The sequence below is a fragment of the Nonomuraea guangzhouensis genome (assembly GCF_019396345.1).
Classification (GTDB): Bacteria; Actinomycetota; Actinomycetes; order Streptosporangiales; family Streptosporangiaceae; genus Nonomuraea; species Nonomuraea guangzhouensis.
Map to the genome: position 1 here is coordinate 109,223 of NZ_JAHKRM010000040.1, position 10,863 is coordinate 120,085.

Consider the following 10,863-nt stretch of genomic DNA (forward strand, 5'->3'; position numbering starts at 1 on the left):
GATGCCCTCGTCTCTCTAGTACCAGTTGTGTGACCGGAAGTGGCCCCAGGCGCCGCACGGCCTGCCGTATCTCCCCTTGATGTAGGTCAGGCCCCAGCGGATCTGTGTCTCGGGGTTGGACTTCCAGTCCGGGCCTGCCCCTCGCATCTTCCCTCCCGGGAGTGCCTGGGGGATGCCGTAGGCGCCTGAAGAGCTGTTATATGCGCGATGGTTCCAGTTGCTCTCTCTGGTCCAGAGATTGTCCAGGCACTGGAACTCCTGGTAGGACCAGGCCCGCTGGACGACCTGGTCCAGGGCGATGCCCTTGTTCCTGGTCTTGCTCGGCACAGCCTTGATCTTCGGCTTGGCGGCGGTGGTCCAGGTCCTGGTCCTGATCACGGGGGCGTGCCACGAGCCCTCGTATATCCGCGGTTTCGCGGTCCGCAGTTCGAATATCCGCGGTTCTGATGCGGCTCCGGCGAGCGTCGAAGGCCCGGTGACGGTCGTGAGCACGGTCAAGGTGATGAACGTGTAGCGCAGGGCGCGGGTGCTGTCCATGTCGATCCTAGCTGTCGGGTCGCGTGCGGACGGGCGCTCTCGCTTCCCCGGCGCCCTGCCGGTCCGCGTCCGTGGCTCGGACGCGGAGGGTCCGCGCGGCCCCCCGGGCTTCCGTTGACGCCCGATAGTGCTGGGCGGCCCGGAGGGCTCCACGACGTTTCCTCTAGCCGGTTTTTATTACCGACGGTCACCGTTCATCACTCTCAGTGATTGGCTTTGGGGAGACGTTGGCGCGGTTGCTGGGGATATTTAGCGTTCTCGCAGGACCGCCATGGTGTGGCCCGTTCGCGGGTTGACCGTGCCTTTCGCGAAAACGGGGGCGGGTCCGGGGTTTGGATCAGTACCAGTGGTGGGAGCGGAAATGCGCCCACGCGCGGCACGGGGAGCCGTAGCGCTGCTTGATGTAGCCGAGGCCCCACGCGATCTGCGTGCGCGGGTTGGTGCGCCAGTCGCGGCCCTTGGTGGACATCTTGTGGCCGGGCAGCGCCTGCGGGATGCCGTAGGCGCCCGAGCCGTTGCCGGCCCGGTGGTTCCAGCCGCTCTCCCTCGACCAGAGCCGCTCCAGGCAGCGGAACTGGGCCCTGTTCCAGCCACGCTTGCTGACCATGGGCTTGGCGATCGCCTTGTTCTTGGCGACCGCGCTCTTGAGTGCCTGGGAGCTCTGCGCCTGTGCGGCCGTCGCGCCGCCTGTCGCCACGAGCGTGGCCGACAGGATCAAGACGCTGGTACGGCGGAGCATGGGCATGCGGATTCCCTTTCGATGGGTTCGGGGGACCGCGCCACCCTGCCCTACTCGCCCGATTTACCGCGAATTGACCATGAAAAGGTAGATCGTTGGTAAAGATCACGATTTATGGTTGTTCAGGGGAAATGTCCGGAAAATGTGGACTGCATCACAAACTGTGGGCGGAGGCGTTCTGTAGGGTCGGATCATGAGTCTTCGTGACATCCCGGTCCGCACCCTCGCGGACGCCCCGACCACGCTCGCCGAACTCGTCGGCGACAAGGCCCTGCTCATCGTGAACGTGGCCTCCAAGTGCGGCCTCACCCCGCAGTACACCGGTCTCGTCGAGCTCCAGCGGCAGTACGGCGAGCGCGGGTTCAGCGTGGTCGGCGTGCCGTGCAACCAGTTCATGGGTCAGGAGCCCGGCTCGGCCGAGGAGATCCAGGAGTTCTGCGCCACCACGTACGGTGTCGACTTCCCGCTGCTGGAGAAGGCCGAGGTGAACGGTCCCAGCCGGCATGCCCTCTACGGCGAGCTCGTCGAGACGCCCGACGCCGACGGCGCGAGTGGGGACATCCAGTGGAACTTCGAGAAGTTCCTCGTCGACCGTGACGGCGCCGTGGTCGCCCGTTTCCGCCCCGGCACCACGCCGGACGACCCGGCCGTCGTCGGCGCGATCGAGAAGCTCGTCTAGCGGCACGGTCCTGTATTTCGCACGTCACCACGACTGACCCAGGCTTCCGCACTCCCCGCCGTACTTCGGCTGGGGTCCTTCTGGGGAGCCGGAGCGGTCCCGCGCGGGGTCCTTCCGGGGCGGGAGCGGCGTCCGCGTGGGTCCTTCCGGGGGCGGGGGCGGTGATCGTGCGGGTCCTTCTGGGGAGCCGGAGCGGCGTCCGCGCGGGTCTTTCCGGGGGTGGAAGCGGCGATCGCTCGTGGTGTCGGTGACGGAGCGGTGCGTGTGGAAGCGGTGCGTGCGGAAGCGCGGTTAGTGGCGCGGGCCGCAGCTGCCGCGGACGATGAGCTCTGTCGGGAGCAGCACGCTGCGGGGTCGTCTGCTGCCCGCCCGCATCACCAGTTCCGCCGCGCGGTAGCCCATGTCGCGGCCTGGCTGGGCGATCACGGTCAGCGGCGGGGAGCACAGCTCGGCCCACGGCACGTCGTCGTACATCACCAGCGACACGTCGCGCGGCACCCGCAGATCCAGCTCCCTGGCCGCGAGCACGGCCGCCTCGCCCAGCACGTTGCCTCCGGTCACCACCGCCGTCAGGTCGGGGCGGCTCTGGAACAGCCCGGAGGCGGCGGCGTAGGCCGAGTCGCGGCTGCCCGTGGCGAACACCACCAGCCCCTCGTCCACCGGCGCGCCCACCGCCTCGCGGAAGGCCGCCACCCGCCTGCCGTGCCCCGGGCCGCCGAGGAAGGCGATCCGCCGGTGGCCGAGCCCTCTCAGGTAGCGCACCGCCGTACGGATGCCGGCCCGGTCATCCGCCAGCACGGCGGGAACGTCCAGCGGCCGGGCACGCGGCGCGGGGGGCAGGCCGTCGAGCAGCATGAGGTCGGAGACCGAGGCCGCCCCAGAACCCTCATCGGAGGGAGAGGGGGGCCGCACGTCGGTGGAGGGGTCGGACGGCAGCCGGTCGGCGAAGACCACCGTCATGCCCGCCTTGATCGCCGGGCCCCAGGTCTCGGCGCCGCCCGACGGGACCGCGATCACCCGGTCCACGCCCTGCTCCAGCAGCATGCCGACCAGCTCAGCCTCCTGCTCGGGATCGTCGCCCGTCGAGCCGAGCACCACCGGTTCGCCGGCCGAGCGCGCGCAGGCCAGCACCCCCTCGGCCAGCTGGCCGTAGAACGTGTCGGTGAGGTCGGGCACGAACAACCCCATGCCGCCGGTGCGGCGCTGGCGGAGGTTGCGGCCGAGCGCGCTGGGGCGGTAGTCGAGGTGGGCGGCGACGGCCAGCACCCGCTCTCGCGTCTCCGGACTGGCCGAGCCGCCGGACAGGACCCGGGACACGGTCGCGACGCCCACACCGGCCGCCTCGGCCACGTCCTTGATGGTCGCCCGCCTCACTTCCATGGAAACGATTCCATCATGGTTTCCGTCTCACTGGAAGCCCGTACCACCAACATCGGCTGCTCTCTTGACACCCTTGTCCGTTTCGGGTGAGATGCTTGAAAACGTATCCATGCGAGTGGGTACCCCCCGCACAACATCCGGGCCACCACCCGGGAGCGCGAAGGAATGTCATGGCATCCATCGTTCTGACCAATGTCGACAAGATCTACGCCGGTGGCGTGAAGGCTGTGAACGGGCTCAACCTTGAGATCAAGGACGGCGAGTTCATGGTGCTGGTCGGCCCCTCCGGTTGCGGTAAGTCGACCGCGCTCCGGATGATCGCCGGCTTGGAGGACATCAGCGGTGGCGAGATCGCGATCGGCGAGAAGGTGGTCAACCACCTGCCGCCGAAGGACCGCGACATCGCCATGGTCTTCCAGAACTACGCCCTGTACCCGCACATGACGGTCGAGGAGAACCTCGCCTTCGGCCTCAAGCTTCGCAAGATGCCCAAGCCGGAGATTCAGAAGCGCGTCAACGACGCCGCCAAGATGCTCGGCCTGGAGACGTACCTCAAGCGCAAGCCGGCCGCCCTGTCCGGTGGTCAGCGCCAGCGTGTCGCGATGGGCCGCGCCATCGTCCGTGAGCCGCAGGCGTTCCTCATGGACGAGCCGCTGTCGAACCTCGACGCCAAGCTCCGTGTCTCCATGCGCGCCTCGCTCAACCAGATGCACGAGCGCCTCGGCGTCACCACCGTGTACGTCACCCACGACCAGGTCGAGGCCATGACGCTGGGCGACCGCGTCTGCGTCCTGCGCGACGGCATCCTGCAGCAGGTCGACACGCCGCAGAACCTGTTCGACAAGCCGGTCAACCTGTTCGTCGCCGGCTTCATGGGCTCGCCCGCCATGAACTTCGTCACCGCCGAGCTGGTCCGCGACGGCGGCGCCGCCGTGACGTTCGCCGACATCCGGCTGGAGATCCCGGACTCCACGTTCACCGACAAGCCCGGCCTCGACCAGTACATCGGCAAGCAGGTCATCCTCGGCATCCGCCCGTCCGACTTCGAGGACGCCGCCTCGGCCGGCCAGAACGCCAACGGCTGGGCCACGCTGCCCGTCAAGGCGGAGGTCACCGAGGAGCTCGGCTCCGAGATCAACGTGCTGTTCCTGATCGACGCCCCGCCGGTCGAGCACAAGGACACCGTCGCCGCCGCCGACACGGGCGACGACGAGGAGGCGGCGCTGCCGCTGCTCGGCGACAAGTCGCTGTGGACCGCGCGCGTGAACGCCCGCAGCCACGCGCGTCCGGGCTCGAGCCTCGACCTGGTGCTGGACACGCACAACATGCACTTCTTCGACCCCACCTCGGGCCTGGCCATCGGCCACGAGGCGAACGTCGGCAAGTGATCTCCACCGAATCCCGGTCGTGAGCCCGCTCGCGACCGACGGGTGCCTCCCGCATCCAATCTCGGTCGCGAGCCTGCTCGCGACCGCCTGGGCCCCCACCGCGACCCCCTCCCGCGGTGGGGGCCCGATCTCTTTCTCTTCTTCTGCTGTCCCGCGAGACGCTTTTCTTTCCTGTACGGCAAGCCCACTGGACGCCAAACGCCGTACCTGGCCGGGCTCTGTCCAGGGAGACGGCCGCTGAACCGGGTGCGACGTCCCGCCGTTACGGCCCGCGCTTACCCACCCGCGCTGAAGCCTTCAGCCCGCGTCTTCCAACGGCTTCTAACGGCCGATTTTCGCTCCCCTGTTGCCGATGAGCCTGCGGGGGATGAGTCTGCCGACCGCCACGATCGTCTTGTAGCGCACGTCGGGGATCGACACCCACTTGCCCAGGGCCAGGTCGCGCATGGCCGCGTTGACCACGTTTTCGGCCTTGAGCCAGAGGAAGCCGGGGATCTGCGAGGTGTCCATCGATGCCCGTTCGTGGAATTCCGTGCGCACGAAGCCGGGGCACAAGGCCATCACCTTGATCCGCGGACCGGCCACTTCGGACGCGGTCGCTTCGCTGAAGTTGACCACCCACGCCTTGGAGGCGCTGTAGGTGCCTCGGGTGAAGAAGGCCGCGACGGAGGCCACGTTGATCACCGCGCCCCGATCGCGCTCCCGCATGCCGGGCAGCACGGCCAGCGTCAGCCGGAGCACGGCTTCGCAGTGGAGCTTGAGCATGCGCGTCTCGTCCTCGACGGAGACCTCCAGGAAATTCCCCGGGTGGCCGAACCCGGCGTTGTTGACCAGGAGATCGACCCCGTCGCGCAGCCGCGCTTCGACCCGGGCCAGTCCGTCGTCCGTGGCCAGGTCGGCGGGCAGCGGTTCGACGTTCACGCCGTACCTGAGCTTGAGCTGACCCGCGACCTCCCTCAGCCGGGCCTCGTCGCGAGCCACCAGAACCAGGCTGAACCCGTCGGCGGCCAGCCGGCGGGCGAAGGCGGCGCCGATGCCGGCGGTCGCGCCCGTGATCAATGCGGTAGGCATGCCAGAACCTTAGCCCTTCTCCTGCCCACCGCCTGGCCGGGCCATATTGCCGCGGGCGACATTCTCGAGTGAACTGAAGCCATAGTCGAGATCGCGAGGAGCAGCGGTGAGCAGGCTTCGTTTCGGCGTCTTCATGGCCCCCTTCCATACCGCGGGTCAGAATCCCACCCTGGCCATCGAGCGCGATCTGGCGTTCATGGAGCATCTCGACCGGCTGGGGTACGACGAGGCGTGGATCGGCGAGCACCATTCCGCCGGTTCTGAGATCATCGCGGCGCCGGAGATCTTCATCGCGGCCGCCGCGCAGCGGACCCGGCACATCCGGCTGGGGACCGGCGTGACCTCGCTGTCGTACCACAACCCGCTCTGGGTGGCCGACCGCATGGTGCTGCTGGACCACCTGACGCGCGGGCGGATCATGCTCGGGGTGGGTCCCGGCTCCCTGCCCACCGACTCGGCGATGATCGGGCTGGATCCCACCGACACCCGCGAGTTGCTCGACGACAACCTGGACATCGTGCTGCGGCTGCTGCGGGGCGAGAGCATCACCGCGCGGACCCGTACGCACACGCTGGTCGACGCGCGGTTGCAGCTGCGGCCGTACAGCGACCCGATGTTCGAGGTGGCCGTCGCCGCGGTGGCCTCGCCGACCGGTCCGCGCCTGGCCGGACGCCACGGCCTCGGGCTGCTGTCGATCGGTGCCACGCTCACCGCCGACGGGTTCGACGCGCTGGCGCACCACTGGAACGTCATGGAGGAGCGCGCCGCGACGTACGGGACCACCGTCGACCGCGAAGCCTGGCGGCTGGTCGGCGTCATGCACGTGGCCGAGACCCGCGAGCAGGCCGTCAAGGACGTGGAGTACGGCATCGAGGCATGGTTCCGGTACTTCCAGAAAGTGGCGGCATTTCCGCAGATGGCGGTGGCCGGTGGCGACCTCAAGGAGATGATCGACTTCGTCCGGGAGTCCGGCATCGGCGTGATCGGCACCGTCGAGGACGCGAAGGCCCAGGTGCGGCGGCTGCTCGACCAGTCCGGCGGCTTCGGGGCGATGCTGTTGATGGCGCACGACTGGGCCAACCCGGCGGCCACCAACCGGTCCTACGAGCTCATCGCCCAGCACGTGATGCCCGAGTTCCAGGGCCAGGCGCAGCCGACCCTGGACGCGCGGGACCGGGCGAGCGCGGTCCGCGAGGGCCACGCCGAGGCGCAGCTGGCAGCGGTCACCCACATGATGAACAAGTACCAGTCCGAGGCGAACATCAAGGACTGATCCGCATCGAAGGTCGTCGGCGGACCCGGGTGATCCCACCTGTCCGGGGGTGATTAGCCTGGGACGGCAGCCGGCGATCGGAGAAGGACGTGCGTACGACCACCCGTTCCACCTCGGTCCATGGGCGGTCGCCGTGGCTGATCGTGGGGCAGGCGGCGGCGGCACTGGCTGCCGGGATAGGCGTCGGGCGGTTCGTCTACACCCCGATCCTGCCGCTGATGCACGCCCAGGCCGGGCTGTCCGCCGAGCTCGGCGCGTCGCTGGCCACGGCCAACTACATCGGCTACCTCGCCGGGGCGCTCGCGGGCACCTTCGTTCCCGCTCTGGTGCGGTCGGTCATCGTGCTGCGCGGCTCGCTGGTCGTCCTGATCGCGACACTGGCCCTGATGCCGGTGACCCGCGACGGCGCGGTCTGGTTCGGGCTGCGCCTGATCGCCGGCGTGGCCAGCGCCCTGATCTTCGTGATCGCCGTCAGCTCGGCGTTGACCCGGCTGCGCGGTCAGGTGCAGCACCTGACCGGGTGGGCCTTCGGGGGAGTCGGCGCCGGTATCGCCCTGTCCGGCCTCCTGGTGCTCCTCCTGCGGTCCGCGACCACGTGGCAGGCCGCGTGGTGGAGCTGCGCGGCCCTCGCCGCCGTTCTGGCCGTCGCCGCGTGGGGGCTGACTCCCGTATCCCAGCCGGCCTCGACCGACCAGCCGGCCTCGACCGACCAGCCGGCCTCGACCGACCAGGCGGTGTCGGTCGACCGGCCCAGGACGCGCCGGTGGTTCTGGCCGCTGTTCGGCAGCTACACCTTCGAAGGCATCGGTTACATCATCGCCGGCACCTTCCTGGTCGCGGCGATCGAACAGGGCATCCCCGGCCCGGTCGGCAGCGGCGCGTGGATCCTGGTCGGCCTCGCCGCCCTGCCGTCCAGCGCTCTGTGGGCCTGGCTGGCGCACCGCTGGTCGCGGCCGTCTCTGCTGTTCGCGGCGCTGACCATTCAGGTCATCGGGGTCGCGCTGCCCGCCCTCCTCGGCGGCGTCGCCCCGGCGCTGATCTCGGCGGTGCTGTTCGGCGGCACGTTCATGGGAGTGAGCACGCTCTCGCTGGCCATCGGCACCCACCTCCAGGGACCGCGCGCCGTCTCCCTGCTCACCGCCGGATACAGCGCCGGCCAGATCCTCGGTCCCATGCTGGCCGCTCCGCTGCTCCAGCACGGCTACCGCCAGGCCCTGCTCCTCGGCGGCGCCGTGGTCCTCGCCGCCGTACTCGCGGTCATCGGGGTGTGGATCCGGTTTCCACAGGTTCAGGCCCCACCTGCCGTACTTTCAAGCCCCACCCGAACTCCCGACTGAGCACGAGAACGGCTTTTTGATCTCTGTGTGGTCCGATTGAAGGTACCCTGCCGGACGTGCGGCGATTGATCACCTCTCGCGGGTTATGGCTCGCGCTTGCGGCTACCGTTCTGGCGGCGACGGTCGCGGTGATCGTGCGTTCTCGCCGCCGTTCGACGCCTCGGCCGGTGGCCCAGCCGAGCGCGGCGGCTTCCGAAGCCTCGGTAGCGCAGTGGCCTCCGGTCCCGATTCTCGGCACCCCCACCGCTGAGGACCTCGAGCGCTACGCCGCCGAGCCGTCCATCTTCGACCGCCCCGCGGTCCAAATGATCTTCGGAGGAGGTGGCCGGAAAGGGGAGCCGCTGGACGAAGCCACCCGACGCCGCCTCACCCGCTGGGGAGCCGCCGGACTCGCGCTCTGCCTGCTGGCCCTCGGCTCGCAAGCCCTTGAGTCCGCCGCCTTCTCCAAGGACTCCGGGCTGGAGACCTCCGGCGAGATCTCGTACGAGTCTTGCTTCGCCGCAGGCTGCCGGGTCGCCGAGCCATTGCAGCTGCCCGCTTCGGACGACGCCTACTACCCTGAGCCCGCCCAAGAGGTCGAGGCAGAAGAGCCGGTCCCCGCCACCCAGCCGAGCCTCGACGCAGACTGCCGGCCCGTGATCCGCAACCCGCGCGTACGGACGCTCGACGCCAAGACGACCCGGGCGGTGAACCGGCAGTGGCGACGCATCGAAGCATGGCTCAAGGTCCACGCCCCCAGGAGTTATCGCACGCTTGGCAAGCCCGGAAAGGCGGCGAGCATCGCGGCGGCGGAGGCGGAGACGGGCCTGCGATTCCCCGGCGACCTGCGGGCCTCACTACTGCGACACGATGGAGCCGCCGTAGTGGACGACACCTGGGCCTTCGGCTTCCTGGGGAACGAGAACCTGAGTCTCCAACGGATCCGTGAGACGTGGCGAAGCCTGTGCGAGATCGACGGTGAAGAGGAAGGGGAGATGGCCGATCCTCGATCGGAGTGGTGGGACGGACGCATGCTTCCGTTCGGCGCCGACGGAATGGGCGACCACCTCGTGATCGACTCGGTGCAGCGGGACGTCGGCGAGACCGATCACGAAGGAAACATGAGCTTCACGCCGGGAGGGGTCCGGATCCGCTCGTACTACGCCCTGCTGAAGGCCACCGCCGACGCCCTGGAGAACGGCGGCTCCATCGGCTACTGGAAACCGAGAACAGTAGCCGATGAGCTCGATTGGGACGTCCGCACGCGAGACTAGTTGACGATGATGTAGTTGAGTCGGACTTGCAGAGTGCTGTCCCAGTGAATGTGTCCACGCACGATGATGTCGCCGTTGGCGCGTGGGACGACGTTGTTCACCGTCATTATGGCGCTTCCCAGAAATGGGTTCCCGTCGCTGTCGAGCTCGGTCATCGAGACGGCTACCTGGGAGAATGCATTGACTTTATCCGTGCCGAGAGACTCCCTGTGGGCGAAGGGCCCGCTCCCGCTGAAGTCGACGAAGTGCCAGAACGTGCTCGACGGGACGCCCGAGCGGACGATTTTGCCGAATTCGCCGCTGCTCTTGACGGAGTCTTCTTGGATGAATTCGATTGACGCGATGCCGGACGTGCCATCGACCTGGTCGGTGCCGTATGTGGACGCCATGATTTGCCACCTTGTGCGGAGTGATATCTGGACTCGTGGATACCCCGCGCTTCGCGCACGACAACCGGGAATTCCCGCAGTTTGCCGACAAGGTGGGAATCTTTGAGATTGCGGATCAGGTGTGTCGCGCCTGCAGCATCGGTTTGAGCGCCACCAGCGCGCCGGCGACGAAGATGCCGGTGGCCACGTAGATGAGCCCCAGGTGGCCGACGGTGGCGAGATGGTACGGGTAGTGCGCGGGCAGGGCGATGATGAGCGCCAGTACGGGCACCACGATCGCCGTCACGTACGCCCACCACAGCCCGTGCCTGACCCCGAACCAGGCGAGTGCCGCGGTGGCCAGCCCGGTCGACGCGATGAACCCCGACAGGGCGATGTGCAGGTGTGACATATACCTGAACAGTTCCGGACTGAACGCCAGCACCTGGGCCCGGCCGACGTCAACCTCGTTCGGGCCGATGCCGAGCTCCAGGAACCCGCCGGTGAAGTTGCGGACGAAGAAGATCACCGCGTAGCCGATGAAGGCCACGCCGGCCAGTGCCATGAGTCCTGCGCCGAGGCGCAGGGCGGCGGGCTCCGCGCCGGTCGCCGGGTGATGAGCGATGGTCGCCATGGCCGCCTCCCCTTTCTGGAATGTTCGCCAAGGGGGATGGACACCTCTATTGTCCCACCTGCCCGAGAGCCGGCTAGGACTACCCGGCTCTCGGGCGACCCGGCCTAGAAGTCCATGTCTCCGCCACCCGGCATGGCCGGGGCGGCAGGGGTCTTCTCGGGCTTCTCGGCGATGACCGCCTCGGTGGTGAGGAAGAGCGCCGCG

Annotated in this window: 11 protein-coding genes; 5 read left to right on the top strand and 6 right to left on the bottom strand. The window is 68.6% G+C overall.

The annotated features are described in order from the left end of the window. Positions 1–15: 15 nt before the first annotated feature. Positions 16–537, bottom strand: a complete 522-nt coding sequence (locus KME78_RS53655) for an aggregation-promoting factor C-terminal-like domain-containing protein (RefSeq protein WP_219537765.1) — start codon at positions 535–537, stop codon at positions 16–18. A gap of 337 nt (positions 538–874) precedes the next feature. Next, positions 875–1,282: an aggregation-promoting factor C-terminal-like domain-containing protein gene (locus KME78_RS53660; protein ID WP_308127481.1), complete on the bottom strand. Its 408-nt coding sequence runs from the start codon at positions 1,280–1,282 to the stop codon at positions 875–877. 187 nt (positions 1,283–1,469) lie between these two features. On the opposite strand from KME78_RS53660, the gene KME78_RS53665 reads away from it, so the two are divergent. Further along, positions 1,470–1,955 (top strand): glutathione peroxidase, encoded by a 486-nt coding sequence (locus tag KME78_RS53665; protein ID WP_219537766.1) that lies wholly within the window; start codon positions 1,470–1,472, stop codon positions 1,953–1,955. Between the two features lie 291 nt (positions 1,956–2,246). Here the strand turns inward: KME78_RS53665 and KME78_RS53670 are convergent, their stop codons facing one another. Beyond that, a complete protein-coding gene (locus KME78_RS53670) occupies positions 2,247–3,335 on the bottom strand; it encodes a LacI family DNA-binding transcriptional regulator (protein ID WP_219537767.1) in 1,089 nt (362 codons plus the stop codon). Positions 3,336–3,505: 170 nt separating this feature from the next. Between KME78_RS53670 and KME78_RS53675 the strand changes: the two genes are divergently transcribed. Next, positions 3,506–4,723 carry an ABC transporter ATP-binding protein gene (locus tag KME78_RS53675; RefSeq protein ID WP_219537768.1) on the top strand — a complete coding sequence of 406 codons (1,218 nt, stop codon included), beginning with the start codon at positions 3,506–3,508 and terminating at the stop codon, positions 4,721–4,723. A gap of 321 nt (positions 4,724–5,044) precedes the next feature. Here KME78_RS53675 and KME78_RS53680 read toward each other — a convergent pair whose 3' ends face one another. After that, entirely contained in the window at positions 5,045–5,794 is a 750-nt protein-coding gene (locus KME78_RS53680) for an SDR family NAD(P)-dependent oxidoreductase (protein WP_219537769.1), read from the bottom strand. Positions 5,795–5,900: 106 nt separating this feature from the next. Between KME78_RS53680 and KME78_RS53685 the strand changes: the two genes are divergently transcribed. The 3 genes from KME78_RS53685 to KME78_RS53695 all read left to right on the top strand — a co-directional run bounded on the left by KME78_RS53685 (position 5,901) and on the right by KME78_RS53695 (position 9,657). After that, entirely contained in the window at positions 5,901–7,067 is a 1,167-nt protein-coding gene (locus KME78_RS53685; RefSeq protein ID WP_219537770.1) for an LLM class flavin-dependent oxidoreductase, read from the top strand. 143 nt (positions 7,068–7,210) lie between these two features. After that, positions 7,211–8,404 (top strand): YbfB/YjiJ family MFS transporter, encoded by a 1,194-nt coding sequence (locus tag KME78_RS53690; protein WP_372455123.1) that lies wholly within the window; start codon positions 7,211–7,213, stop codon positions 8,402–8,404. A 56-nt stretch (positions 8,405–8,460) separates the two neighbouring features. After that, on the top strand, positions 8,461–9,657 hold the full coding sequence (locus tag KME78_RS53695) for an SMI1/KNR4 family protein (RefSeq protein ID WP_219537772.1): 1,197 nt from the start codon (positions 8,461–8,463) through the stop codon (positions 9,655–9,657). Here the strand turns inward: KME78_RS53695 and KME78_RS53700 are convergent. Next, positions 9,654–10,046: a hypothetical protein gene (locus KME78_RS53700; RefSeq protein ID WP_219537773.1), complete on the bottom strand. Its 393-nt coding sequence runs from the start codon at positions 10,044–10,046 to the stop codon at positions 9,654–9,656. The two genes, KME78_RS53695 and KME78_RS53700, sit on opposite strands and share 4 nt — an antisense overlap. A 115-nt stretch (positions 10,047–10,161) precedes the next feature. Next, on the bottom strand, positions 10,162–10,659 hold the full coding sequence (locus KME78_RS53705) for a hypothetical protein (RefSeq protein WP_219537774.1): 498 nt from the start codon (positions 10,657–10,659) through the stop codon (positions 10,162–10,164). Positions 10,660–10,863: the final 204 nt, after the last annotated feature.

Excerpts from the sequence above, each read along its gene's own strand:
- KME78_RS53655 (WP_219537765.1), bottom strand. The coding sequence starts at position 537 with ATGGACAGCACCCGCGCCCTGCGCTACACGTTCATCACCTTGACCGTG.
- KME78_RS53660 (WP_308127481.1), bottom strand. The coding sequence starts at position 1,282 with ATGCCCATGCTCCGCCGTACCAGCGTCTTGATCCTGTCGGCCACGCTC.
- KME78_RS53665 (WP_219537766.1), top strand. The coding sequence starts at position 1,470 with ATGAGTCTTCGTGACATCCCGGTCCGCACCCTCGCGGACGCCCCGACC.
- KME78_RS53670 (WP_219537767.1), bottom strand. The coding sequence starts at position 3,335 with ATGGAAGTGAGGCGGGCGACCATCAAGGACGTGGCCGAGGCGGCCGGT.
- KME78_RS53675 (WP_219537768.1), top strand. The coding sequence starts at position 3,506 with ATGGCATCCATCGTTCTGACCAATGTCGACAAGATCTACGCCGGTGGC.
- KME78_RS53680 (WP_219537769.1), bottom strand. The coding sequence starts at position 5,794 with ATGCCTACCGCATTGATCACGGGCGCGACCGCCGGCATCGGCGCCGCC.
- KME78_RS53700 (WP_219537773.1), bottom strand. The coding sequence starts at position 10,046 with ATGGCGTCCACATACGGCACCGACCAGGTCGATGGCACGTCCGGCATC.
- KME78_RS53705 (WP_219537774.1), bottom strand. The coding sequence starts at position 10,659 with ATGGCGACCATCGCTCATCACCCGGCGACCGGCGCGGAGCCCGCCGCC.